This is a genomic window from Balneola sp. EhC07 (assembly GCF_001650905.1).
GTDB lineage: Bacteria > Bacteroidota > Rhodothermia > Balneolales > Balneolaceae > Balneola.
The window spans coordinates 127,694-152,418 of record NZ_LXYG01000012.1 but is presented as its reverse complement, the minus strand read 5'-3'; the positions used below and the strand labels follow the sequence as shown (position 1 = coordinate 152,418).

The following is a 24,725-nucleotide window of genomic DNA, read 5'->3' as shown; positions in this document are numbered from 1 at the left end:
TACAGTTAACTAATAACTCACTTTTTTGTGAATTTTTTATGAAGTCTGCTGAATTAGATTCTGTATTAATTATTGGTTGTGGTTGGATTGGAACCAAGCTTGCAACAACTTTGATCTCGCAGAATATCAAAGTTTTCGGAACTACTCGTTCTGCTAAAAAAGTTTCCTCCCTTCGCTCTTTAGGAATAGAACCAATCATTTTTGATCTGGAAAAAGAAGACACCATCCAAACTGATCTTCCCAAAGTTGATGCAATCGTCATTTCCATTTCCCCTGGAAGAGGTGATCAACGATCTCAGTATCCAAAACACATCAAAAAACTCAGTAAACTTCTTGCTTCAACAAACCAACAAGTGGTCATGTATAGTTCCACTTCCGCTTATAAAGAAAGGATGGGAATAGTTACGGAAACAGACGCCCTTCCTGATCCGGAAAGTGATAACGTGATACTGGCTGCTGAAGGCGAACTAAAAACAATAATTCCAGACTCTGTCATTCTTCGTTTGGGCGGACTTTTTGGCTCAGACCGACATCCCGTTAAATATCTCGCAGGGCGTGAAGGAATTTCAAATGGTGATGCGCCGGTAAATCTGGTTCACAGAGAAGATGTTATCTCTGCTACTATTTCTGGTATATCCCAAAAAATCCAGAACGAGATCTTTAATGTTTGCAGCGATCATCATCCAACCAAAGAAGAACTCTATACCAAACTTGCAGATAAATCAGGACTGGAAATACCGTCTTTTGATTCAGGCGGATCTGATGAGAAACTAGTAGATAGTACCAGAATTAAAAAAGAGTTGGGGTTTGAGTACATGCATAATGATCTGTTTGCATATGAATTTGAATAGTTTTGCAGATCCTTCGGAAGTAATCTCAGGTTTGTAGATATTAGGTAATTCGTTGACATTGTAGTAGTGACAACTCCAGACAAATTCGCCCTTAGTATTTAAGACGGAAAAGAGAGCATGATCCGGATGCGGATGCGAAGCAGGAATAATCCTTTCCGGTGAGGAGTTCAGAAATTTTCTCAGAATGTACGAAGACCTTTAGGATTATTCAGCGCAGGATCAGTGAACCCGTTTTAAATACTTCGGCTTGATCTTTTGCTACTTTTGTATCAAGACAAAAGTAGGTGCTCTTGTGCTAGGTTAAGTCTTTTTATCTGGTCTCTATGCTATGCATTGGAAACGGACCTCCCCGGCTACGAAACAAATTCTTTGGTTCTGAGTAGTTCGCCCCTCCTTGGATAAGGAGGGGAATTCCCGAGTTGATTCTAATTTTTATCAACGAGTCCTCCTCCTGTTGTAGGAGGAGACAGAGGAGGTCTTTCTTAAGGATCGTGAGTACATTTACTTGATATGTGTACTTTTGTACCGATACTGAGCTTCCTCAGCACAGGCTCCAGTACCAAAAACTCCCGACAAGAATTATTGGCGCGAACTCCATTGCATCGACTAATCATTACAAAAGGTCTTCGTTCTTATTGTTCACATTCAAGAATCATTCTGAGTGTAATGATTGCTCCTTCGGAGCCGTCGATTTCATTGCGTTCTTGGCTCGCCAATAATTCTAAAGGTCGGTGTAGTTTGAAGCTTTTTCTGAAATCGTCAGAATTATAAACAGGACGATTTTTGTCAGCGAACTATCTAAACATCTGCAATTTCGAGTGGAACGAAAAATCTAAGTATCTGCTCTAAAGAAATTTTTAGATTTCTCCCTTTGGTCGAAATGACAAGAGCACCCATTCTCTATATCTGAGCAAACTAATTTGAAATTTTGATATTGAATGTTGGTTATTGTTTTTGAAAAGCTCCTTCTTCTTCAATCATCTCAATGGTTTCGACTGCTCTTCGTAAATGTGGGATCACAATGCTACCGCCAACAATTAGGGCCACATTCATAGCATCCAGAATTTCCTCTTTGGTGGAACCGGTTTTGGCACATTGCTCCAGATGATAATCGATACAATCATTACATCGAAGTACGGAAGAGGCAACAAGCCCGAGCAACTCTTTGGTTTTGGAATCCAGAGCGCCATCACGGTAAGTATTGGCATCCATGTTAAAGAACCGTTTGATTCCAAGATGTCCAGCATTTAGGGTTTTTTCATTTAATTCTTCTCTCTCCTCACGGAAAGCTTGTAGTCGGTTTTTATCGGTGTTATTCATTTTCTAATTTGATTTAGCCACGAAAGCACAAATGAAATTGTGCATTAAATTTTTCAGAAAATACTGATTGTCCTGATAAGTAGATATGAGAATAAGGCACTTCCTATACTTATCCACGTTTTTCCTCATCTACTTATAGCGATTCTGTGTCCCCAAAAATTTCATTTTGTGATTTGATTAATTAGTCGCAATTTTAAAAAGAAACACACCCCTAAATCCCCTCTCCAGAGGGGACTTCTTATTAATGTTCAGAAAAAAAGATCCAAAACATAAACTGGTCGTAATCGGTGACAGCCTTTCTCAGGGTTTTAACAATGGTGGTATTTACCGCACCGACATCAACTTTCCTTCTTTTATAGCAAGATGTTTTGAGCCAACACCTCGATTCGATCAGGCAAATTTTACAGCTCAGGCCGGGATTCCTATAAATCTCGAAGTTTTGATTCGTGGGCTTTCGGAGGAATTTGGCAGCGAGATCGACTGGAGAGAATATCTTCCCGCTGCTAATCATACTTTCAGAACTCTGAAAAGAATAAAGAAATACTGGGAAGGTGGAATGAAAGACCTGAAAGTGAATCAGCTAACGCCATACCACAATCAGGCCATTTGGGGATTTGCCATTAATGATTCATGGATAGTAAACGAGCGAAAAAGCAGAGAATACATTCAAAACAATAAAGAAAGTTTTTCTGTATTTGGTATTCTTCCGGAACATGCAAAATATACCACATCCAGACTGGTACTTAATCCGACGCTTCGAAATGATTTTCAGGAAAACTCCCAAATCGATAATGCAAACATTCTTCAGGAAGATGGTGGGATTGAAAACCTGATCGTTTGTCTGGGACATAATAATGCCTTGGGATCCGTTGTGAATTTAAATCTAACCTGGTCGGAACCCGAAGACATGAAAGCTTTTACACCGCATAGAAAGCATTCTATTTACCGTCCGGAACATTTTGAAATGGAATACAGAGAACTAGCTGAACGGATCTCAAAGATCGGAGCAAAACGGGTTTTTGTACCCACTATTCCTTACCCCACAATTCCACCGGTAATTCGAGGCGTAAATTCCAGCGTTTCAAAAAAGGCTCTGGGTTACTTCGATTATTACACACGTTTCTGGATATGGGATGAGGATTTTGATCCGGGTAAACACCCTTTTATTACCAAAGATGAAGCTATTCAAATTGATTTGGCAGTGGATGAATTCAACAACATCATTAAAAAAGTAGCCAAAGAATATGATTGGTTTGTAGTCCCGGTTGCCCGAAATGTCGCCGGTATGGCTAATAGAAGACTGGGCGGAGAATTATTGCGAGGTTACCCTAAAGAATTTGTTAGTGCTTTAAAAAGAAATCCTGCAACCGCACATTTGGTAAATCAAAAAGATGAAGCTACAATAAACACCGAATTCCTGAGGTTGGATAAAGACAAAAAGATCATAAAAGGCGGAATTTTCAGTCTGGATGGTTTACATCCTACAACCATTGGTTACGGATTGATGGCAAATGTGTACTATATCTCAATGGTACAGGCCGGTGTTAAATTCCAAAAGAAAATGGACTGGGATCATATCATAGCAGAGGACTCACTAATAACCAATCCTCCCGTTCTCCTCAAAGAACTTCGGTCTGTACTTGGATATCTTGCACTTGGTAATCAGGAACGCTTTTTAAAGATCGGAAAAAGCATCTTTACACAGGTTTTTGAACACTTATCTACCGGAGATCAGAAAAACTAAATTTATGAAAAAAATCTTTTCTCCTTTTTTAATTGCTTTCTTATTTAGCAGTTTTTTAATGTCACAGTCTCTTTATTTAGATAAAGAACGATTTGCTCTTGCCATAACGCCTTCGTTTTCTTTTGCTGAAGACGTTTCAATTCTTTCAATAGGAACTTCTTTTTCATTGAATAAGAAATTAGATGTCTCATTTCAGTATTCGAAAATACATCTTCAGGAATCTGAAGAAGAATCGGCATCTGATGCAGACGGAATTAGCGGCAGTCTAACCTTATGGGGGAGTAAAACTCAAGAAGACTTTCCAGTTGAAATAGCACTATCCTTGTCTGGTTCTTATGCAGAATATGAAAATTTCAGCGCATCCAGTTTTGGGGCCGGTCTTACTTTTGCTTATAAAGAAGAACAACCGAATACCTTTAGTACAATTCCTTTATTCGGAGTTTCTTTCATTCCTTTTAGCCAGGTTGCCGGAAGCGGGAATACATATGTTTCAGATGAAAAGTTTTTTCTCTTTCAGTTTGGAGTTGGGATATATGCAAACGTCTTAAATCAAAGCAAATTTGTTATAAATCCTACCGTTTCTTTAGACACTTCCTCAAACTTTGGAGCCTCCTTATCAGCTTCGTTTATATTTTAAACTACTGACGATCCCACTTTTCGATTTTATTTAGATTTATTCTACATAAAGGTTGAGGACGTTCGAAAAAGTCCTTAACTTAGATTCGTTCTAAATAAAATCTACAACTACTATTCTTCAAAAAACGATGAATCTATCAAAAAGTCTGCTGATCATTGCAGCATTTATTTTCACCATTTCATGCGATACTAATAACACTAACGACGAGATCGCTACCCCTGAAACTTATGAATTTACCCGAAATGGAGAATCCACTGTTTCATTTTCAGGTCAAACTACACGTATAAAAATGTCCGGCGAATTAACTTCTGCCATGACAGATTTCGATAACACTACCAAAGAACTTCTATTGGAAATGTTTCGAAATCAAACGGAAAGTGGTGCTGATGCTAATCCATTCTCAGAAGCTGAATTAAACGCTGCCACAAAAAATGTTAAAGGTAAAATAGCTGCTTCAACCGACTTTTATTCTTCGAATACAACCGTTAGTTCTGAAATTAAAACTCAGTTCGAAACATGGCTAACTGCTCAGGTTGATGAAGTATTTCCAAATGAAAATATTCAAGCGCAACCGGGAGTTGCCGGACAAATTGCTGACGGAACTTCTACACGCTATGTAAGTGCAAAAGGATTTGAGTACAATCAATTGGTAGCAAAAAGCCTGATTGGTGCACTTATGACTGATCAAATCCTTAATAATTATGTTAGCACCTCGGTTCTGGATGCAGGAACTAATATTGAAGACAACAACAATGGAATAACAGCCGAAGGTAAAACCTACACTAATATGGAGCATAAGTGGGATGAAGCTTTCGGATACCTGTATGGAAACTCTTCAAACACAGCAAACCCCAACTTAACAATTGGTCAGGACGACAGTTTTTTAAATAAGTATGTAGGAAGAGTAGAAGGCGATGACGATTTCGCCGGTATTGCTCAGGATATTTTTGATGCTTTTGCATTAGGACGAGTAGCTATTGTTGAAGGAGATTATGAACTTAGAGACGAACAAGCTGAAATATTAAGAGCTCAGATCTCGGCAATCATCGGTGTCAGAGCTGTTTATTATCTACAATCAGGTAAAACAGTTCTAGAACAAGCTAATCCTGACTTTGGAGCTGCTTTTCACGATCTTTCAGAGGCTTATGGTTTTGTATACAGTTTACAATTTACCAGACAGCCGGGAACGGGTCAGCCATATTTCACCAAAGCTGAAGTTGATGGTTTCATCTCCTTGCTGGAAGCCGGAAATGGCTTATGGGATGTAACTCCTCAAACTCTTCAGGATATTTCTGTTGAAATAGCTTCAAAATTCAATTTCACAATTGAAGAAGCTTCAAACTAAATTTTAAGGATAAAGCTGCTAATACAATTATTAGCAGCTTTTTTATTTTTATATGAAACGTTATCTCTTTCTTTTTTTATCAGTTTCACTTCTAATTTCAAGTTGTACAGAAACGAATCCATCAGGACCTGACCCTAACGATTTTGATCGAAAAGCAATACTTGAAAACTGGGCTGATAATATCATTATTCCTGCTTTAACTGACTTTTCAGAAAAGACAGAATCCCTCAAAACTGCCGGTAATAACTTTGCAGAAAATCCTGATCAACAAGCTTTAGAAGCACTTCGTGATCAATGGAAAGCCGGATATATTGCTTTACAACATGTATCCATGTTTGAAACCTCAAAAACAATGGAGATCCGGTACCGAAACAATCTAAACATTTACCCGGTCGATACTGCAGAAGTAAATGAAAACATCAATCAGGGCAACTACAACCTAAAATTACCTTCTGAGATTGATCAACAGGGTTTTCCAACTCTTGATTATTTACTTTACGGACTGGCCGGCAACGATGCTGAAATACTCTCTTTTTATAACTCAGGAAAAAACTCTTCTGATTACCGAAATTATGTAGTGGATTTGGTAACCAGAATAGATTCTCTTACCGATATAGTATTAAATGACTGGAACTCAGGATTCAGAGATGAATTTGTAAACAACTCAGGAAACGGAGCAAATTCCTCCATCGACATGATGGTGAATGACTTTATCTTTTACTACGAAAAGAATCTCCGCGCAGGTAAGATCGGAATTCCTGCCGGTGTTTTTTCCGGAACCCCACTTCCTCAAAATGTGGAAGGCTTTTATAGCGAAGAATTCTCGAAAGAACTCTTTCTGGAGTCGTTAACTGCAACTCAGAACTTCTTTAACGGAAAACATTTTAATTCAGGAACTTCAGGACTTAGCCTAAGTGATTATCTGGATTTTCTGAATACCATAAAAAACGGCACAGATCTGACTCAGCTTATCAATCAACAATTCGAAGAAAGTCGAACAAAAGCTCAAAATCTGAATTCAAGTTTTGTTGCTCAGGTTGAGACCGATAATTCTTTAATGCTGCAAACATACGATGAGCTCCAAAAAAATGTCATTCTCCTGAAAGTTGATATGCTTCAGGCATTAAATATTAATGTAGACTACGTGGATGCTGACGGTGATTGATCTTTGAATAAAACTTCAATTAGCACATATCTTAATTCTTACTCGAAAGCCGCTCCTTTAGCGGTTTTTCGTGTTTTTTTCGGCCTGTTAATGCTTATAAGCATTGTTCGGTTTGCGTTAAACGGATGGATACAAAAACTGTATATCGAGCCGGATTTCTTCTTTTCCTATTATGGATTTGAATGGGTTCAACCTCCCGGTGAATGGACCTATTTAATTTTTGCTGTTTGTGGGCTATCTGCCATTTTTATTTCACTGGGTTTCAAGTACCGATTTGCCATCATTACTTTTTTCCTCAGTTTTACTTTTATAGAACTGATGGACAAAACCACCTATCTGAATCACTATTATTTCATCAGCATTCTCAGTTTTTTGATGATTTTTCTACCGGCTAGTACATATTTCTCAGTTGATGCTGCCAGAAACCCAAAACTTAAAGCTGAGTTTATACCAAGCTGGACAATCGATGTTATAAAACTGCTTCTGTTTATTGTTTACTTCTATGCAGGATTAGCAAAATTGAACTCCGACTGGCTTTTTCAGGCAATGCCTTTAAAGATCTGGCTTCCTGCAAAATACTCCATTCCATTACTCGGGGAGCTGTTGCAACAATCATGGGTTCATTTTGCTTTTGCATGGGGAGGCGCTCTTTATGATCTGTCTATTCCTTTTTTACTTCTGGTCAAACGAACCAGAACCTTCGCTTTTGTACTTGTTGTGATCTTTCACATTCTAACCCGGATTCTGTTCCCAATAGGAATGTTTCCTTACATCATGATCATAAGCGCGTTAATCTTTTTTGATGCCGGATTACACATCCGAATTCTTGAACGGGTTTCCACATTCTTCAAAATAGATTTAGATGCTTTTAACAACTCAGAGCGATATTCATTTGAGAGCCCAATATCCAAGAAATTCAGTCTCAGTATTGTAGGGGTATTCTTCCTTTTTCAACTCTTATTTCCATTCAGGTATTTGCTGTATTCCGGAGAATTATTCTGGACTGAAGAGGGTTACAGATTTTCATGGCGGGTAATGCTAATTGAAAAAGCAGGATATGCAAATTTCAAAGTTGTTGATCCCGAGACGCAGAAAAGATTTTATGTAGATAACACTAAGTTTTTGACTCGCTTTCAGGAAAAACAGATGTCAACACAGCCTGATTTCATTCTTGAATATGCTCATCATCTGGAACAGCATTATCAGAATCAGGGAATCGAAGATCCTGAAATCTATGTTGAGAGTTTTGTTGCTCTGAATGGCAGAAGAAGTGCGTCGTTCATTGATCCTGAAATCGATCTCACAACAATTAAAAGAAATTTAAAACCAAAAAAATGGATACTTCCTTTCAACGATGAGATTAAAGGACTTTAGCTTATTCGTAATATTTTGCTTTATCTGTGTTCCTGCATTTAGTCAGTATTCTATTTCGGGATATATAACAGATAACGCGACTGGTGAACCCTTGTCGAAAGTGGCTATTTTTGAGGAGAATTCCGGGGAATCCTATGAACCGAATGAAGAAGGATATTTTCAGATTCAGAATCTATCCTATGGAAAATACAATTTGTTCTTTTTTGCTTTAGGGTATGAGATCACAAACAGAGTAATACAATTAGGATCTGAAAACGAAGTCCTGAATATACAGTTAAGCAAACTTTCCGGTGAACTTTCTGAAGTTGCTGTTGTAAACCAAAGGGAACAGATCTTTTCTATAAAACGACTTCGTGAAGTGGAAGGAACTTCTATTTATGCCGGTAAAAAGAATGAAGTTGTTGACCTAAGCCAAATGACAGTAAACACTTCTTCAAATAATGCGCGGCAAATTTACAGCCAGGTTTCCGGTTTAAATATTTTTGAGTCGGATGACGCCGGATTACAGCTAAATATCGGAGGACGCGGTCTGGATCCTAACAGATCTTCCAACTTCAATATCCGACAAAATGGATATGATATAAGTGCTGACGTTTTGGGTTATCCGGAAAGTTATTACACTCCTCCCGCCGAAGCGCTCGAAGAAATTCAGATCATCCGAGGAGCGGCTTCCTTGCAGTACGGAACACAATTTGGTGGTTTGGTTAATTTCAGAATGAAATCACCGGTTGAAGACAAAGTTGCTGAATTTACAACCCGTCAGTCCATCGGTTCAAATGCTCTTTTTACTTCCCATAACAGTGTGAGCGGCACTTACAAGAAACTCGGCTATCTGGGATATTACAACTATAAAAATGGAAACAGTTTCCGTCCAAATTCTGAGTTTAAATCTGACAACGTCTATTTGTTTACTGAGTATGCATTGTCTGATAAAACATCACTTAGCGCTGATTTCACCTATCTGGGATATCTGGCTCAACAACCCGGCGGGCTTACGGATGCTCAATTTTACGATGATCCGGAATTCAGCAACAGAGAAAGAAACTGGTTTGAGGTTGATTGGAAATTGGCGTCTTTGAAACTAGATCATCGATTCACCTATCAAAGCCGTTTGAGTATGACTGCATTCGGATTAAATGCTTCCAGAAAATCAGTTGGTTTCAGAACAAACAGAGTTTCTCAGCAAGATGATCCCAACGAACCACGCGATCTGATCTTAGGTGATTTCAATAACTGGGGAGTGGAAACCCGTTTTCTGCAGCGATATAAATTAGGCAGTAAAAATGCGGTCTTTCTTATCGGTTCGAAATATTATCAATCGAAAAATTCTTCTATTCAAGGACCGGGAACTGCCTCGAGTGCAGCTGATTTTACTTTAGCTGATGAAGAGTTCCCGAATTACCCGAGACAATCTGATTTCACCTTCCCTAATCAGAACTTTGCTTTGTTTGGAGAACACATTTTTTATGTGAAAGATAATTTTTCTATCACTCCCGGCTTTCGTTTTGAGTATATCAAAACCCAAAGTGAAGGTTCTTATAAACGGGTGAATTTCGATCTGGCGGGAAATCCTATTCAAAACCAAACCTTTGAAGAAGAGAAAACTTTTGAACGAAATTTTGTATTGCTTGGGATCGGACTCAGTTATCAGCCTGACTTAAATACTGATCTCTACGGAAATTTTTCTCAGAACTATCGCTCAGTTACTTTTAACGATATCAGAATCATAAACCCCAGTTTTCAGGTTGATCCGAATATCACAGATGAAAGTGGTTTTTCGTCAGACTTTGGAATCCGTGGTAAAATCGGGGATGTTATTTCTTACGATGTCGGCGTTTTTGGATTGCTGTATAAAAACCGTTTAGGTGAGGTGCTCCGGGCAGAAACCCGAACCAATGCTGATGGAGAGCAGGAAGAAACCGGTAGAATTGTCCGATTTCGTGGAAATATCGGAGAAGCTTTTATGTACGGTCTGGAAAGCCTGATCGAAATCGATCTATTCTCGGTTTTTAATACAACATCAACAAATAGAAAACTTACCATTTTTGCCAATACTGCTGTTACCCAATCCGAATATTTGAATTCTGAAATTGCAGGAATTAAGGGAAATGAAGTTGAATTTGTTCCGACTCTAAATCTTAAAACAGGCGTTAATTTTGGATTTAAGAACCTGTTGGGATCCGTTCAGTACACTTACATTTCCAAACAGTTTACAGATGCATCAAATGCATTACAGAATGTAAGAGATAACCAAAGTGGAATTAAGGGTGAAATTCCTGCATATGATGTACTCGATCTTTCTATGTCATGGTCACATAAACAGCTCTCTCTGGAATCAGGAGTAAACAATATTCTAAATTCATCTTACTTTACAAGACGAGCGACCGGTTATCCCGGGCCGGGAATTATCCCTTCTCCCCCAAGAACGTTTTATGTAACTCTTCAGATAAAAATCTGATGCATAAAAAAAGCCCTCTGCTAGAAAGGGCTTTTTTAGTGGATTATTCTTTAACAAGACTTAGCTTGTTTTCATGTCTTCCAGCAAGCTGTTGTAACCTCTTTTCAGGTCATCAAAACCATCTTCTATACTTGCGGTAAGACGTTCCCAATTTTCTTTGGTCGCATCTTCAAGGTCAGCAATTTCATTATGCAGCTCCTCTTTTTCTTTTTTCAGCTTATCTAATGCTTTTCTAGTTTCTTCTTCTACTTCTTCAGAATCTTCTTTGACTTCTTTGTCTATATCATCAATTTTCTTATTGATTTCCTCAATCTCATCTTCTGCTTCCGCAATAAACTGATTCTTTTTTTCCTTAAAATCATTACCTATCGCTTTTGCAGTATTTTCGATCTGATCGCCTGCTTTTTCGGCTTCTGTTTTTGATTTTTCTGAACATGCAGCAAAAGTTAATGCTACTAATGTGATCATTAATAAAACTCTTGAATTCTTCATTGTATTCTGTTAGTTAATATTGTTACTAGTTTCTATAGTCAACAACAGAAAACGTTCCGATCTTTAATATTTATAAACTTCATTTTCTATCTTTTTTTGTGGTATTTTTGGGGCTGAAATTTTTTATCAAATTATACTATGAAGTTTATTTACCCGGTTCTATTAACACTTTTACTACTAAACTGTACATCTGAAAAAAATGACGCTCTCAGATATGAAAAAGAGACTCATTTAAAAAATATTAAACAACTCACTTTTGGCGGAGATAACGCTGAAGCTTACTGGAGCTACGATAATACCAAGTTGGTTTTTCAAGCTAATAACCCTGAATGGGACACCGAATGTGATCAGATCTTTTATATGGATGCTGAAGAAAATGAACCCGGATTTGAAGCTCCGATCATAAGTACAGGGCTGGGCAGAACTACTTGTTCATATTTCTTACCGGATGAAACCATTGTTTATGGTTCTACACATCTGGACGATATCGCTTGTCCTGAAGTTCCTGAACGAGGACCCGGTGGAGCGTATGTTTGGCCGATCTATGAAGGTTATGATATTTTCAGAGCTAATCTAGACGGTGAGATCATTGATACTCTAACCACTACACCGGGTTATGACGCTGAAGCAACCGTTTCTCCGGATGGAAGCAAAATTGTTTTCACTTCAATGAGAACCGGAGATCTGGAATTATTTATAATGGACGTTGACGGATCTAATGTTGTTCAGATCACTGATGAACTTGGTTACGATGGCGGTGCTTTCTTTTCTCCGAATGGAACAGAATTGATATTCAGAGCATCACGACCAAAGACAGAAGCCGAAGTTGAAAAGTACACTTCTCTTCTTGCTGAAGGATTGGTTGAACCTACGGATATGGAATTATTCCTCGTAAATGTTGATGGAACCAATATGCGTCAGATCACAGATCTAGGGAACGCTAACTGGGCTCCTTTTTTCCATCCTTCCGGAGAAAAAATAATATTCTCATCTAATCATAATTCAACCAGAGGTTTTCCGTTTAATCTGTTTATGATCAACCCTGATGGATCCGGGCTTGAACAAGTTACTTTTGATGATACTTTCGATTCATTTCCTATGTTTTCTCATGATGGGAAGAAACTGGTTTTCTCATCAAACCGATTCAATGGCGGCGACCGATCTACAAATGTGTTTATAGCTGACTGGGTGAAGTAGAGTATAGATGTAAGACATAAGAAGTAAGACTTTTGTTAAAACCATCTTACATCTTATGTCTAATATCTTAAGCCTTTCCCGATTTTATATTTTCGTGATACCTTTATTGTACGTATTGTGCATTTTTTAAGTAAAACAGAGTATCATGAAATATTTATTACTTCTGTCACTGCTTTTTGGTGGATTCGAACATTCCAAAAATGAAGTACCCAATTTCCGTTTAAAAAATCTGGATGGGCGAACGGTCAGCTATAATCAGGTTAAAGGAGACAATCTTACGGTTATTGATTTTTGGGCTACATGGTGTAAACCTTGTGTTAAATCCATCCCTGAGTTTGTTAAAATGGATGAAGAATTTGATGATACTCAGGTTCAGTTCATAGGAATTTCAATTGACGGACCCAGAAATAAAGCCAAAGTAAAACCATTCATCAAATCTCTTGGTGTTGAATATCCTGTTCTCAGAGATTCTGAAAGCTCCGTCATGGGAAGGCTGGGTGTTCGGGCTGTTCCTTCTCTGTTAATTGTAAACTCTGACAACGAGATCATCTACTTCCATGAAGGGTATAAATCAGGAGAAGAAGTTGAGATCAAAAATAAGATTCTTGAGCTTTTAGAAGAATGAAGAGCCTTCAAAAAATATTAGCTCTCACTTTTTTTGTTCTGATAACCCCATGGGCGTCTGCGGTTGGTCAACTTTATGGAACCAACACATTTGAATTTCAACTTGGGAATCTTCCGTTTGAAGAAGATACAGACCTTTCCACTTCTTACAATCAATTAAATCTATATTACGATTCAGGAAAATTCAGTTTATTTGGCAAAGCAGAACAATTTTTGTCTCCACATGCTGAGCGTAATTATTTCCAGCTTACTCAGAAAAGATTCCAGTATCAGGATGATAATTTCAGGATTCGGCTTGGTAATTTTTATGAAACCATTGGTTCGGGATTATTATTAAGGAGCTACGATATTCCCGGATCTGTTTTTGAAAGTGATTTTTACAGAACCAGATATGCATTTTTCAGAGATCTGGAAGGAATTGCTTTCGATGCCAGTCTGGATTGGGTTGAAATAAAAGCACTAAGAGCCGAACCTTTACAAAATGATCTTCCCCCTAATTTTAAGCCCGATTCTTTAAGAAGACCAGATTTGCTGGAAGCTTTTCAAGCTAACTTCTTTCCTACCGAAAATTTGTCTTTAGGCGCTGCAGTAATGAGAGTAAATACTCCAAATTCTTCTAATTATGAAGAATTTGCTTCGCTCATGACTAACATACAATTACCTGCTAACTTTCAACTTTTTGGCGAGTATGCTTTTAGCACCGAATCCGATCTTTTCTCTTTTAAAAATAATCAAAGTTATGCCCTCTATTCCGGATTAAATTATTTCAAAGGCTCATTTGGAGTGAGTCTTGAGTATAAGAATTACAACAATTTTCGCTTGGAATCATCCGGCTTCAATGATCCGCCGTCGCTTATAAAAGAACACACCTATCCCGTTTTGAACCGAAGTACACATGTCCCAAATACTTCAAGTGAAAAGGGTGTTCAGGCAGAGGCTTTTTACTCATTTGAAGACGGTCATTCTTTAGTAGCTAATTACGCGTACACAGTAAATAATGTGTTTAACAAAAAGGAATACCGAGAATATTTTCTGGAGGGGTTATATAAATTCAGTGATAAATTATCGCTTAAGTCTTTTATTGATTTTGCTACTGATGAACGAGAAGGACAAGACAACAGAATTTCGCTTGGACTAATATCCGATAAGAGTTTCGGCAACTCCCGAAACGTCATTATTGATCTTCAATATCAGACATATAATGAGTTTAACAGTTCAGATAAAATAGAAAACTACTTTGCTTCTCTGTCTTTTGGATTTACTTCCGCTTTCAATATTAGTGCTGTATTTGAAGCAACTACGGAACCGGGCTTAACAGACAATCCTAATACCTTCCCTGAAATAGAAACTGATACTAGAACCTGGCTGGGATTTAATTCTCTTTACAGAGTTAATACATCCAATTCGGTGACGTTATTCGTAGGTAAAAGAAGAGGTGGACCGGCATGTACATCCGGAATATGCTACGAGATTCTTGACTTCGAAGGCGCTGAACTAAGAATAACAACAAGATTTTAATCAAATAATACCATGAAGTTACCAACTATTACTTTCTTTTTACTTCTGATCTTTACACTGAACTGTGCTGAAACTCCTTCTTCAGAGGTTGTAGGCGAAGACGAAGGTAAAGACGCACCGAATTTCACTTTAACTTCTTTGGATGGAAATCAGGTATCCCTTTCGGGTTTGAAAGGAAAAGTGGTTTACATCTTTTTCTTTGGAGCGAATTGTCCTCATTGCCGGGATAACGGTCCTGTTACCGAAAACACGATCTATGCTGAATTTAAAGACGACCAAAATTTTGTCGCACTGGGTTTAGATACTTGGAATACAAGCGCCGGAGCCGTTCAAAATTTTAAAGAAGCTACCGGTATCACATATACTCTTTTGCTTAATGCCCGTCAAAGTCTGGTAGATTATTATGGAAACGCGTCATCTTATGACAGATCGGTTGTTATATCTGCAGAAGGAAAGATTGCATACCAAGGCACTCAATTCGTCAATCAAGATGCAGACAAAGTAGTTGAAGTAATAGAAGAAGAATTGGAAGGACTTTGATTTAGTTTTTTCACAAACTGTGTAGTCACTACTTTTCTACCAGAAAAACATCTTTTGCAACAGAATTGCCGATGGTGGTTTCTTTGTCTTCCAGTTTGATCTTCACAGGTCCATCAAACGGAGTTTTTTCCAAAATAGTAACTTTAACCCCCGGAATAATTCCGCTTTTCTCCAGAAACCTCAATAATTCAGGATCTTGATCTCTTACTCTTCCAATTATATAGGATTCATTTTCATCAGCATCAGTAATAGCCAACGATGCCATTTCGGGTACAACTCCTTCTTTTGATGGAATTGGATCTCCATGAGGATCATGAGTAGGATCATTTAACAACTCAGCGATCTTATCTTCAAACTGTTCTGAAATGTGATGTTCTAGCTTTTCAGCTTCATCATGTACCTGATCCCATGAATAACCCATCATTTCTTTAAGGTATAGCTCCAGTAATCTGTGATGACGAATAACTTCAAGGGCGATCTTTTCTCCCGCTTCTGTAAGTTCCGCTCCACGATAAGATTTATGATTGATAAGTTGAAGCTTAGCCAATTTCTTAAACATATTGGTTACTGAAGCAGAAGAAACAGAGAGTGATTCAGCTATATTATTAGTAGTTGCTACAACTCCATCTATTTCCAATAGATAAATTGCTTTCAGATAATCCTCTACCGACTGGCTTAGACTCATGCTTAATCTTGTTCTTTTTCTAGCTTTATTCCTTTCTTTTCCATGTAATCCAGAAAAGGTACTTTTCCGAAAAGGTCCTCTGACACATAATTCATAAGAGGAGAAAATACTTCTGCCGGTAAAAATCCCGGCTGGGCACCAATTATTTTTCCGTCCGAATTTAAAAAGTAATGTGTTGGATAAGATGTCAATCTCAAATATCTGGCCAACTCGTACGATTTGTACGTTTTTCCATTGAATACTATTTCTTCCTCAGATTCTCCATTGATCTGAACCGGAATAAAATCGTCAGTGAGCGATTTCTGTACATTATCTTCAGGATAGGTCTCTTTTCTCATTTTCATGCAATAGGTACACCAATCAGCATATCCAAAAACGAGTACCTTTTTCCCTGTTTCTTTAGCTTTTTTTTGTGCTTCTTCGAGTGTTTGCCATTCTACTCCTGAATCCACTAAGGATTCCTGAGCGAGAGTTGTGCTAACGCTTAAAAGTGCCAGCAATAACGGTATTGTTAGTCTTAAAAATATCATGCCTAAATATACGAAACTATTTGTTTACAGATGAATCAGCTTTTATAACAACCAGTGTCATGTCATCGTGCTGTTTTGCTACACCTTTAAACTCTTTTACATCGCTGATTATTATATTCAGAATGCTACTCGATGCACCTTTTCGTACTCCTTTTACAACTCTTTCCAGTCTTTCTTCTCCATAAAATTGATTGCTGATGTTCATCATTTCGGTAATGCCATCTGTATATAGAACGGCAACGTCTCCCTCATTCAGCTTAAGTACAGCTTCCTCAGTTCCTTTCATGAATAATAAACTACTGGTTACCCCGATACCAATCCCTTTAGACATCAGCCAATCCGTGTCCCCATTAGCTCTTACAATCAGCATCGGATTATGGCCGGCCCGGGCAAAAGTAAGCTCTCTCTTATCGGCTTCCAATATTCCATAGATCATGGACACAAAAGTACCTCGCGTAGCGTTTTCCTTGAATAGCCGGTTAAGTTGATTTAAAAGTTCCAGAGGAGATAAAATGAGAGCGCTTAAACTATGCAACACTCCTTTTACAAAAGTCATATAAAAAGCAGCTTGAATCCCTTTTCCGCTTACATCACCAATCGCTATAGCCATCCTGTTCTTACCAAGTGAAATCATATCATAATAATCTCCACCCGTTTCCTGTGCAGGTTCACAAATTCCTGCTATATCGATTCCGGGCAACTGCTCTACTCTTGATGGTAAAAATGTCTTTTGAACAGCTTGGGCAATTTCCAGCTCCTGATCCAGGCGCTGTTCCTTTGCCTGGTCTTCAATATAAGTAGGAACGTAATCAGGCAAATCTTTCTTTTCGCTTCCTTTGGCTACGAAATAAAAACCCAGAACAAAGATCCCAAATACCAGTGTTGTAAATATATAGAACAAATTCTCATCAGGAGAATTGGGCATTAACCATCCGGCTCTGGTTGTAAAAATCCCGACAAATATGAATAATGATAATACCATCGTCAAAAATCCATACCTGATGTAAAAAGCGCCAAAAGCTGCCCCAATTACAAAATTTATGACCAGCGAATAATTGAACGGATGAACATCTAAGGAAATAAAGAATTCCAAAAACAATGCAAAAATGAACCCACTCAGAACAGGAATAAGCCATTTGGCTTTGGTTATCGCGTAAAGCTGATTTCCAAGTATCATCAATAAAGAAATAACCACGAGTAAACTTCCCAATAAGTTCTCCATCAATACTGCAATGGATGGAAATGCGAAATTGGATGACTGCAACCTTACATCAGCAGTAATATGAGTTCCGGGGAAAACCTGAACTAATACTGCCCAAAGTCCGGCTAACATTCCGGCAATACAAATTGATAAAATAGCTGAACGACCTACCGGCTTATTTTTGAAAAATCCTCTTCTTGCAAGATCCCATGCTTTAAGCTTCTCGGGCCAATACTGACGAGTAACTGAATCACTGATGGATGTCAAAATAAAGAATAAAACAGCTGAGATGGCTCCCAGAATTCCTGTTATAAACAAGCGATCCGGTAAAGATGCATTCAAAATTGCTTCGCTGCTGAATTCCAGTTCATTAGCATATCTGAGAAACTGTGTGGCAGAGAACATAAACCCTGCTAATACTGAAATCACAAAAGCAGGTTGTGTATCTATCGCTTTTGCTTTAATTCTGAGATAAAAGATCGAGATCAGCCATATACCCAGGCACAAAAATGTAAACTGGATAATAACATCCATAATATCAGAATACGGACGTGAAGGAATATCAATGTCAGCCATATCAAATGTAATGGCCTTTATTCCACCGGCAGGTAACAGATCTACTTGAAGTTTTGGAAGAAATCCTAAAACAGAATCTCGGGAAGTTAAAAACAACCTCACAAAGCGTAGTCCCTGAGACTGTTGAAATTCTAAAGAATCTCTTCGGAAGGAATAATTTTTCCAATAGGTACCACTCAAATATCCCGAAACTCCATTCCAAATTTCATCCTGTGTAAATAAATCACCGTCTTCAGGAATCTCAGCACCGAGCATCTCAGAAAATTTCCTGATCTGTCCGTAGCTTCTGTAATCCTCTTCCGTTACAGATTGAAATCTAAGAAGCTCACTTAGAAGCGAATCCTGAATTGCTTTATTTTCAACTGTTGTTTCGAAATTCAATCCCAGCGCCTGACGGATCGTGCTGTTATTATACGGTCGCGCTTTTAGAATAGCGTCACTACCCATTGAATACGAAAAAATTTCTCCCGAAGGTGTAAGTGAAGCTGAAGAAAATCGGGATCCATCATTATAAAAATCCTCTTTCAGATAATTATCAATATCCCAGTAGAATAAAGGAAAATTTCTGGACTCAGCTTTGTCCACTAATTCTTTAAATCCTTTTTTCCCAAATTTGTGTTGAAGAGAATCTATGATCCCCCGATATGACTCCATTTCAATACGAGGAAGTGTGTTATCAGAATAAACCTGCCAGGAAGTAATTATTGAATCACTTTTTGAGATAACAGCTTCTTTTGACACACTATTTTTAATAGTAGACATTGAGTCCAGATTCGGATAGCTGTAGTAAAACCAAACAGCTCCTAAACACCCGACTATTAATAAAAGTAAATCCCTAAAGTGATTATTTGATTCAGAAAACATTTTGAACTATACGCAAAATTTCGAAATGGTTGCAGGAATATGCTTAGATTCATTCGAATTATAAAACCAAATTTGTTTCAATTTCTATGTGTTTGATTGCATTCTCATATAAAACTCATCCTCGCTACAAATTAATAGTAGCGGCAAACAGAGATGAATTTTATCAGAGACCGACTAGAAAAGCACAGTTTTGGACTGAAGAAGGTCTCCCGAACATACTCGCGGGTAAAGATCTGAAAGCCAATGGAACCTGGATGGGAGTTTCCAGAACAGGAAAATGGGGAGCACTCACAAACTACAGAGACCCTTCGAATATCAAAGATAGTGCACCTACAAGAGGTGATTTGGTGTTAGATTTTTTCAAATCAGGGTTAAGTGAACAAGAATATTTACAAGAAATTCAGAGAAAAGCTGAGGAGTATAATGGGTTCAATCTACTGATCGGAAATAAAGATTCAGTGTTTCATTTCTCGAATGAAAACAACTTGATCAAGGAAGTAAAACCCGGAATTCATGGAGTAAGTAATGCTCTTTTGGATACGAATTGGCCAAAATTAGACCATGCAAAAAAAGCATTGACAGAAGTCACTGCTAAGGAAGATTTTTCAAAAGAAGATCTTTTTAATATTCTGACAAACAGCAAAACCGCTCCGGATGATAAGTTGCCATCTACAGGAATTCCTTATGAATGGGAAAAAGCTGTTTCGTCGATATTCATAAAAACAGACAATTACGGAACCTTATGTTCCACCCTACTTTTAGTGGATTATGATGGCAATGCTGAATTTACGGAACGCAGATATGATTCAAGCACAAGTGAAATTATTGATGAAAATACTTTTAAACTGGTTTTTAGTTAAAAATCGACGTTTATTCACACCACTTTATGTTTTACTCAGTTTAAGAATCAACTTTTACTTTTACTATGACCTATAAATACGACCGACCGACACTTCTTCAATCGTTTATTCCGATCATCTTTTTGATCGTCGCGTTATTCATCAATGTTCGTATTTACGGAGACGCTTCTCTTGACGGTTCCAATCAAATTATTTTAATGCTTTCTGCCGGAGTTGCTTCGCTTGTAGCTCTTGGTTTGGGTATTAAATGGGCTGAGATCAGACAAGGAATTGTTGACAGCATCAGTTCTGCTATGTCATCAATGATCATTTTATTGCTGATAGGATCTCTTGCAGGAACATGGTTATTAAGCGGAATTATTCCTGCTATGATCTATTACGGATTACAGATCCTGAATCCTTCTATTTTCTTGGTTGCAGCCTGTGTAGTTTGTGCAATTGTCTCAGTAGCAACAGGATCATCATGGACCACATCCGCAACCGTTGGTATAGCTTTAGTCGCAATTGGAACGGTATTAAAGATACCGGTTGGTATGGTAGCCGGTGCAATCATATCAGGTGCATATTTCGGTGATAAAATGTCTCCTCTTTCTGATACAACTAATCTTGCCCCTGCAATGGCCGGAACAGATCTATTTACGCACATTCGATATATGGCATATACCACCATTCCATCGATCTCTATTGCTTTAGTGATCTTTCTAATTCTTGGATTTATAAAAGGTGGAAATATTGAAATCGAAGAAACTCAAGTTATTCTGGATGCTATTTCCGGCAAATTTGAGATCAATTTTTGGTTGTTTCTAGTACCGATAATTATGGTAGTTTTAATTTCTAAGAAAATGCCCGCTATTCCTGCAATTTCTGTGGGTGCTTTACTCGGAGCTGTATTTGCATTGATCTTCCAACCCAATTTAGTTCAGGAAGTGGCTCAGTTTGGTGAAGGAACTTGGGAAAAAGGCTTCGTCGGAATTATGACTTCCATGTATGGAGACATCAGTTTTACTACAGATAATGAAATCGTGGACGGTCTTTTAAGCTCGGGTGGAATGCACGGAATGCTTGGAACGGTTTGGTTGATTCTATCTGCGATGATCTTTGGTGGAGTGATGGAACGCAGTGGAATGCTTAAACGAATTGCTGAAGGCGTTATCAGTGGAATTAACTCTGCCGGTGCTTTAATAGCCACAACGGCAGGAACTTGTGTATTCTTCAATATTACAGCGTCCGATCAATATCTTGCCATTGTAGTTCCGGGACGAATGTATGCGGATGTATTTAAAGAGAAAGGATTAGCTCCTGAAAATTTAAGCAGAACACTGGAAGATTCCGGAACCGTTACCTCTGCTTTAATTCCCTGGAATACCTGCGGAGCTTATCATTCCAAAGTACTTGGTGTGGACACTTTTACTTATCTGCCATTTGCTTTCTTCAACCTTATCAGTCCGTTTATGACTGTGATATATGGAGTATTTAAGATCAAGCTGAGAATGCTGAAAGACGCAAAACCACAAGACGCTTAGTAATTCTCATATATAAACCAAAGGATCTCATCCATTTGAGCTTGTACTTCACTGGTTGAGATCACATAGTTATTATTCATAAAACTGAAGATGAGTTTTTTGCCTGATTTTGTGATCACATAACCGCTCAGACAATGGTTATTGCTTAGTGTTCCCGTTTTAGCAAACACATAGGGTTCTCCGCCATCTTTGTTAGCGTACAATCTTCTGATCGTGCCTTGTTTACCACCTTGAGGAAGAGCATCTAAAAGCTGAGTTTCTTCTACTTTTTCATCAAGCTTTTCTAAAAGAGCAACCATACTTCTTGGAGTGAACAGGTTATATCTGGATAGACCTGAGCCATCTCTCCAGTTAGCTCCATCAGGCAGATCACTTAAGAAATTATCTTTCACATATCGGATCCCTGCAGAACTGTTCAATTCATCCCCAACCACTCCTGATATCATCAACATGATCTGCTCTGCTAACAAATTATCGCTGGGAAGAAGCATTTTTTTGTACAGCGAATCGGACTCTATACTGTAGATCATTTCGTGATCTGAAGGAAGCTTGGCTTTTGGCAGATATTCTACTCTCTTCTTCAACGTATCTGAAAGTAATTCCACGATCAGCTGTGGTGAATAATGAAAGGGTTTGTCGGTCTGATATCTGCTTGTATCTGAAGTAAACGCATACTCAAATTCATTACCAACCCTATCTCTTTCGAGTACAAATCTACCGTTATCGCTTAAGACTCCATCATCGATATATTTATTAAAGATCTTTGGATTGATCAGATATTCCCCGTTCTCTTTGGCAAGATGGTATTCTTCGATGTGCTCAATCGTAACTCTGGCAACATTGCCATAAATTGGAAACGGACTTTTCTCGGCTGAATAATAAGAATTGTAATCTGCCCATGACCATCCGGGACCAAGATTTTCGTCATTAAAATTACTATCCGAGAAATACAGGTTTCCCTCAAATGAACTCAGGAAATTGTAAACATCATCTGTTCCAAAATCGGGATGAAGAAAAGAAGGATCTCCTGTTCCCCAAAAGATCAATGAGTCTCCTTTAATTGTATACTTCAAAGCAGGAATTCGATCTCCCAATACATTCAACCCTGCATAGTAAGTAAAAAGCTTTGTATTGGAAGCCGGTATCATATACTTGTTTTCATTTTCAGCATAGATCGTAGAATCTCCTTCCGGATCGAATAGCATAAACCCGGTTATGGTTTTTCTGAATGTGTCTGAATCTTCAAAGATCTGAGCTAATTGCTCTGTTTTACCAAGGTCTTTTGTTTCATTGTCTGAAATTTCTTTTTCAGCTACTTTTTCTACTGATGTACAGCTTACCAAAACCAACAATGATCCCAGAATATATTTCTTCATAAAATTCGTCTGCTTAAATATTTATAAGAGTGAGTTACAATAAAAGATATCACACTTAATTGCCATTTGTGCTTATTGTGATTGTGAAATAATAACTTTTTCCATTCAGCTTATAATCTTTTTACAGCTGTAATTTTGAAATGCTTTTTTAAGTGAGGACTTTCTTACATCAAAAAAACTAAACGGATTTACATGATGAAAATATCAGTCCGGGTTTTGAGCTTTACAATGCTTGTTGGTTTATTTTTTATACCGGCATCAGCTCAAGCCCAAACAGGGTACAGTTCTTATTCAGAACTGACGAATAAAATGACGGCATTAAATAACGCCAACAAAAATATAACGGAACTGACATCTGTTGCTAAAACAAAAGGCGGCAAAGATGTTTGGTTACTTACCATTGGCTCAGGAGATGTGAAAAATCATCCCGGAATAGCTGTAATTGGTGGTTCAAAAGCCTCACATATCTTAGGTACTGAACTCACACTTCGATTTGCTGAGCAACTTTTATCTTCTGCAGATACAGAAGAAACAAAAGCACTTTTAGCATCAACAACATTCTATGTATTTCCTCAGATCAATCCTGATGCTGCTATTCAGTATTTCGACAAACTGAAATATGAGCGTGACGGCAACATGACTTCAACTGATGCCGACCGTGATGGATTTTATGATGAAGACGGTTTTGATGACCTGAACGGAGATAATTTTATTACCATGATGCGCGTAGCTGACAAAACCGGCAGCTGGACCATGCACAAAGATGATCCTCGGGTTATGGTAAAAGCTGACGCTGACAACGGTGAAAAAGGGTCTTATAAAATGTTTACTGAAGGCCGAGATAACGATGAAGATGGCAAATTCAACGAAGATGGCGAAGGTGGAGTAAACATCAATCAAAACTTCTCCTATGACTTCCCTTATTTCAAACCCGGATCAAGTGAAAATCCTGTATCAGAAAATGAAACTCGTGGAGTACTAGACTTTCTGTTTGAAGAAGCACGAAATACTTTCGCTGTTATCTCTTTCGGACCGGAGAACAATCTGTCTGATCCGCTTAAGTTTAACAGAGGAGCTGCTTCTAAACGAGTAGTTTCAGGATGGTTATCTGATGACATCACCGTTAATAAAATGGTTTCTGATCTTTATAACGATAAAACCAATCTTGGTAAAGCGCCTTCAGGTGAACCACAGCAAGGAGATCTCTTCCAATGGGCTTATTACCACTACGGCAGATTCAGTTTCAGCACTCCGGGTTGGTGGACTCCCGAAGTAAAAGATGAGGACGGGAAAGCTCAGAAATTCGATAATGATCATGCAAAACATTTAGCTTGGGCAGAAGCCGAGGGACAGGATGTTTTTGTTGAATGGACAGAGGTCGATCATCCTGATTTTCCGAATCAAAAAGTGGAAGTGGGTGGAATCAAGCCATTTACTTTGATGACGCCTCCTGCAAACATTCTGGATTCATTAGCTGAAAGTCACACTGATTTCATCATGGAAATTGCTTCTATGAAACCAATGGTTGAACTAGTGAACTTCAAATCAGAAAGCGCTGGAAAAAATCTTACCCGTATTACCGTTGACGTTTATAACGGTGGAAGCTTCCCAACTGCATCACTATTGGGTCAGCGAAATAACTGGGTTCGAAGAGTTATGACTCAGATCAAACTTGGGAACAACATGAGTCTGATTAGTGGCGATATTCAGGATTTTGATCGTTCAATTCCGGCAGATGGTTCCGTAACCAAAACCTGGTTAATTCGAGGTTCCGGAAAAGTTACTATTACATCCGGCTCACCGATGACAGGATTTTCAACCAAAGAACAAACCATTAAGTAACAG

Annotated in this window: 20 protein-coding genes; 14 read left to right on the top strand and 6 right to left on the bottom strand. The window is 38.2% G+C overall.

Annotated elements, in window-relative coordinates; translation table 11 throughout:
• The first annotated feature begins 38 nt into the window (after positions 1–38).
• Positions 39–851, top strand: a complete 813-nt coding sequence (locus tag A8B79_RS04925) for an NAD(P)H-binding protein (RefSeq protein WP_066218782.1) — start codon at positions 39–41, stop codon at positions 849–851.
• 945 nt (positions 852–1,796) lie between these two features.
• On the opposite strand, the gene A8B79_RS04920 is transcribed toward A8B79_RS04925, so the two are convergent.
• Entirely contained in the window at positions 1,797–2,171 is a 375-nt protein-coding gene (locus A8B79_RS04920; protein ID WP_066218779.1) for a carboxymuconolactone decarboxylase family protein, read from the bottom strand.
• 244 nt (positions 2,172–2,415) lie between these two features.
• Between A8B79_RS04920 and A8B79_RS04915 the strand changes: the two genes are divergently transcribed.
• The 6 genes from A8B79_RS04915 to A8B79_RS04890 all read left to right on the top strand — a co-directional run bounded on the left by A8B79_RS04915 (position 2,416) and on the right by A8B79_RS04890 (position 10,894).
• Positions 2,416–3,915 carry a hypothetical protein gene (locus A8B79_RS04915; RefSeq protein ID WP_066218777.1) on the top strand — a complete coding sequence of 500 codons (1,500 nt, stop codon included), beginning with the start codon at positions 2,416–2,418 and terminating at the stop codon, positions 3,913–3,915.
• A 4-nt stretch (positions 3,916–3,919) separates the two neighbouring features.
• Positions 3,920–4,552 (top strand): hypothetical protein, encoded by a 633-nt coding sequence (locus tag A8B79_RS04910; RefSeq protein WP_153038351.1) that lies wholly within the window; start codon positions 3,920–3,922, stop codon positions 4,550–4,552.
• A gap of 127 nt (positions 4,553–4,679) precedes the next feature.
• A complete protein-coding gene (locus A8B79_RS04905) occupies positions 4,680–5,897 on the top strand; it encodes a DUF4856 domain-containing protein (RefSeq protein WP_066218774.1) in 1,218 nt (405 codons plus the stop codon).
• A gap of 52 nt (positions 5,898–5,949) precedes the next feature.
• Positions 5,950–7,062, top strand: coding sequence for an imelysin family protein (locus tag A8B79_RS04900; RefSeq protein ID WP_066218771.1), 1,113 nt, complete (start codon positions 5,950–5,952; stop codon positions 7,060–7,062).
• 3 nt (positions 7,063–7,065) lie between these two features.
• On the top strand, positions 7,066–8,436 hold the full coding sequence (locus A8B79_RS04895; RefSeq protein ID WP_066218769.1) for an HTTM domain-containing protein: 1,371 nt from the start codon (positions 7,066–7,068) through the stop codon (positions 8,434–8,436).
• A complete protein-coding gene (locus A8B79_RS04890) occupies positions 8,417–10,894 on the top strand; it encodes a TonB-dependent receptor domain-containing protein (protein ID WP_066218766.1) in 2,478 nt (825 codons plus the stop codon). Before A8B79_RS04895 ends, A8B79_RS04890 begins: the two co-directional genes overlap by 20 nt.
• A 60-nt stretch (positions 10,895–10,954) precedes the next feature.
• Here A8B79_RS04890 and A8B79_RS04885 read toward each other — a convergent pair whose 3' ends face one another.
• Complete coding sequence (locus tag A8B79_RS04885) at positions 10,955–11,386, bottom strand: hypothetical protein (RefSeq protein WP_066218763.1); 432 nt, start codon at positions 11,384–11,386, stop codon at positions 10,955–10,957.
• 138 nt (positions 11,387–11,524) lie between these two features.
• Between A8B79_RS04885 and A8B79_RS04880 the strand changes: the two genes are divergently transcribed.
• The 4 genes from A8B79_RS04880 (at position 11,525) to A8B79_RS04865 (ending at position 15,265) form a co-directional block, all read left to right on the top strand.
• Entirely contained in the window at positions 11,525–12,583 is a 1,059-nt protein-coding gene (locus tag A8B79_RS04880) for a PD40 domain-containing protein (RefSeq protein ID WP_066218760.1), read from the top strand.
• 145 nt (positions 12,584–12,728) lie between these two features.
• Positions 12,729–13,208 carry a TlpA family protein disulfide reductase gene (locus tag A8B79_RS04875; RefSeq protein WP_066218757.1) on the top strand — a complete coding sequence of 160 codons (480 nt, stop codon included), beginning with the start codon at positions 12,729–12,731 and terminating at the stop codon, positions 13,206–13,208.
• A complete protein-coding gene (locus A8B79_RS04870; protein ID WP_066218754.1) occupies positions 13,205–14,725 on the top strand; it encodes a DUF6029 family protein in 1,521 nt (506 codons plus the stop codon). Before A8B79_RS04875 ends, A8B79_RS04870 begins: the two co-directional genes overlap by 4 nt.
• Before the next feature lie 12 nt (positions 14,726–14,737).
• The gene (locus A8B79_RS04865) at positions 14,738–15,265 is read left to right on the top strand and encodes a peroxiredoxin family protein (protein ID WP_066218751.1); all 528 of its coding nucleotides are present in this window, start codon (positions 14,738–14,740) and stop codon (positions 15,263–15,265) included.
• Positions 15,266–15,293: 28 nt separating this feature from the next.
• Here the strand turns inward: A8B79_RS04865 and A8B79_RS04860 are convergent, their stop codons facing one another.
• Genes A8B79_RS04860 through A8B79_RS04850 form a run of 3 tightly spaced genes read right to left on the bottom strand, consistent with a single transcriptional unit; the run spans position 15,294 to position 19,019 of the window.
• Positions 15,294–15,950 carry a metal-dependent transcriptional regulator gene (locus A8B79_RS04860; RefSeq protein ID WP_066218746.1) on the bottom strand — a complete coding sequence of 219 codons (657 nt, stop codon included), beginning with the start codon at positions 15,948–15,950 and terminating at the stop codon, positions 15,294–15,296.
• 2 nt (positions 15,951–15,952) lie between these two features.
• Positions 15,953–16,480 carry a thioredoxin family protein gene (locus A8B79_RS04855; protein WP_066218744.1) on the bottom strand — a complete coding sequence of 176 codons (528 nt, stop codon included), beginning with the start codon at positions 16,478–16,480 and terminating at the stop codon, positions 15,953–15,955.
• A 16-nt stretch (positions 16,481–16,496) separates the two neighbouring features.
• A complete protein-coding gene (locus A8B79_RS04850) occupies positions 16,497–19,019 on the bottom strand; it encodes a PP2C family protein-serine/threonine phosphatase (RefSeq protein ID WP_161485137.1) in 2,523 nt (840 codons plus the stop codon).
• A gap of 188 nt (positions 19,020–19,207) precedes the next feature.
• Here A8B79_RS04850 and A8B79_RS04845 point away from each other — a divergent pair, with 188 nt between their 5' ends.
• Both A8B79_RS04845 and nhaC read left to right on the top strand, forming a co-directional pair.
• On the top strand, positions 19,208–19,981 hold the full coding sequence (locus A8B79_RS04845; RefSeq protein WP_066218740.1) for an NRDE family protein: 774 nt from the start codon (positions 19,208–19,210) through the stop codon (positions 19,979–19,981).
• Positions 19,982–20,046: 65 nt separating this feature from the next.
• Positions 20,047–21,504, top strand: a complete 1,458-nt coding sequence (gene nhaC / locus A8B79_RS04840) for a Na+/H+ antiporter NhaC (protein WP_066218736.1) — start codon at positions 20,047–20,049, stop codon at positions 21,502–21,504.
• On the opposite strand, the gene A8B79_RS04835 is transcribed toward nhaC, so the two are convergent.
• Positions 21,501–22,880 carry a D-alanyl-D-alanine carboxypeptidase/D-alanyl-D-alanine-endopeptidase gene (locus A8B79_RS04835; protein WP_066218733.1) on the bottom strand — a complete coding sequence of 460 codons (1,380 nt, stop codon included), beginning with the start codon at positions 22,878–22,880 and terminating at the stop codon, positions 21,501–21,503. The two genes, nhaC and A8B79_RS04835, sit on opposite strands and share 4 nt — an antisense overlap.
• Positions 22,881–23,072: 192 nt before the next feature.
• Here A8B79_RS04835 and A8B79_RS04830 point away from each other — a divergent pair, with 192 nt between their 5' ends.
• Positions 23,073–24,722 carry a M14 family metallopeptidase gene (locus tag A8B79_RS04830; RefSeq protein ID WP_082894061.1) on the top strand — a complete coding sequence of 550 codons (1,650 nt, stop codon included), beginning with the start codon at positions 23,073–23,075 and terminating at the stop codon, positions 24,720–24,722.
• Positions 24,723–24,725 lie beyond the last annotated feature (3 nt).

Excerpts from the sequence above, each read along its gene's own strand:
- A8B79_RS04925 (WP_066218782.1), top strand. The coding sequence starts at position 39 with ATGAAGTCTGCTGAATTAGATTCTGTATTAATTATTGGTTGTGGTTGG.
- A8B79_RS04920 (WP_066218779.1), bottom strand. The coding sequence starts at position 2,171 with ATGAATAACACCGATAAAAACCGACTACAAGCTTTCCGTGAGGAGAGA.
- A8B79_RS04915 (WP_066218777.1), top strand. The coding sequence starts at position 2,416 with ATGTTCAGAAAAAAAGATCCAAAACATAAACTGGTCGTAATCGGTGAC.
- A8B79_RS04910 (WP_153038351.1), top strand. The coding sequence starts at position 3,920 with ATGAAAAAAATCTTTTCTCCTTTTTTAATTGCTTTCTTATTTAGCAGT.
- A8B79_RS04905 (WP_066218774.1), top strand. The coding sequence starts at position 4,680 with ATGAATCTATCAAAAAGTCTGCTGATCATTGCAGCATTTATTTTCACC.
- A8B79_RS04900 (WP_066218771.1), top strand. The coding sequence starts at position 5,950 with ATGAAACGTTATCTCTTTCTTTTTTTATCAGTTTCACTTCTAATTTCA.
- A8B79_RS04890 (WP_066218766.1), top strand. The coding sequence starts at position 8,417 with ATGAGATTAAAGGACTTTAGCTTATTCGTAATATTTTGCTTTATCTGT.
- A8B79_RS04885 (WP_066218763.1), bottom strand. The coding sequence starts at position 11,386 with ATGAAGAATTCAAGAGTTTTATTAATGATCACATTAGTAGCATTAACT.
- A8B79_RS04880 (WP_066218760.1), top strand. The coding sequence starts at position 11,525 with ATGAAGTTTATTTACCCGGTTCTATTAACACTTTTACTACTAAACTGT.
- A8B79_RS04875 (WP_066218757.1), top strand. The coding sequence starts at position 12,729 with ATGAAATATTTATTACTTCTGTCACTGCTTTTTGGTGGATTCGAACAT.
- A8B79_RS04870 (WP_066218754.1), top strand. The coding sequence starts at position 13,205 with ATGAAGAGCCTTCAAAAAATATTAGCTCTCACTTTTTTTGTTCTGATA.
- A8B79_RS04865 (WP_066218751.1), top strand. The coding sequence starts at position 14,738 with ATGAAGTTACCAACTATTACTTTCTTTTTACTTCTGATCTTTACACTG.
- A8B79_RS04860 (WP_066218746.1), bottom strand. The coding sequence starts at position 15,950 with ATGAGTCTAAGCCAGTCGGTAGAGGATTATCTGAAAGCAATTTATCTA.
- A8B79_RS04855 (WP_066218744.1), bottom strand. The coding sequence starts at position 16,480 with ATGATATTTTTAAGACTAACAATACCGTTATTGCTGGCACTTTTAAGC.
- A8B79_RS04850 (WP_161485137.1), bottom strand. The coding sequence starts at position 19,019 with ATGTCTACTATTAAAAATAGTGTGTCAAAAGAAGCTGTTATCTCAAAA.
- A8B79_RS04845 (WP_066218740.1), top strand. The coding sequence starts at position 19,208 with ATGTGTTTGATTGCATTCTCATATAAAACTCATCCTCGCTACAAATTA.
- nhaC (WP_066218736.1), top strand. The coding sequence starts at position 20,047 with ATGACCTATAAATACGACCGACCGACACTTCTTCAATCGTTTATTCCG.
- A8B79_RS04835 (WP_066218733.1), bottom strand. The coding sequence starts at position 22,880 with ATGAAGAAATATATTCTGGGATCATTGTTGGTTTTGGTAAGCTGTACA.
- A8B79_RS04830 (WP_082894061.1), top strand. The coding sequence starts at position 23,073 with ATGATGAAAATATCAGTCCGGGTTTTGAGCTTTACAATGCTTGTTGGT.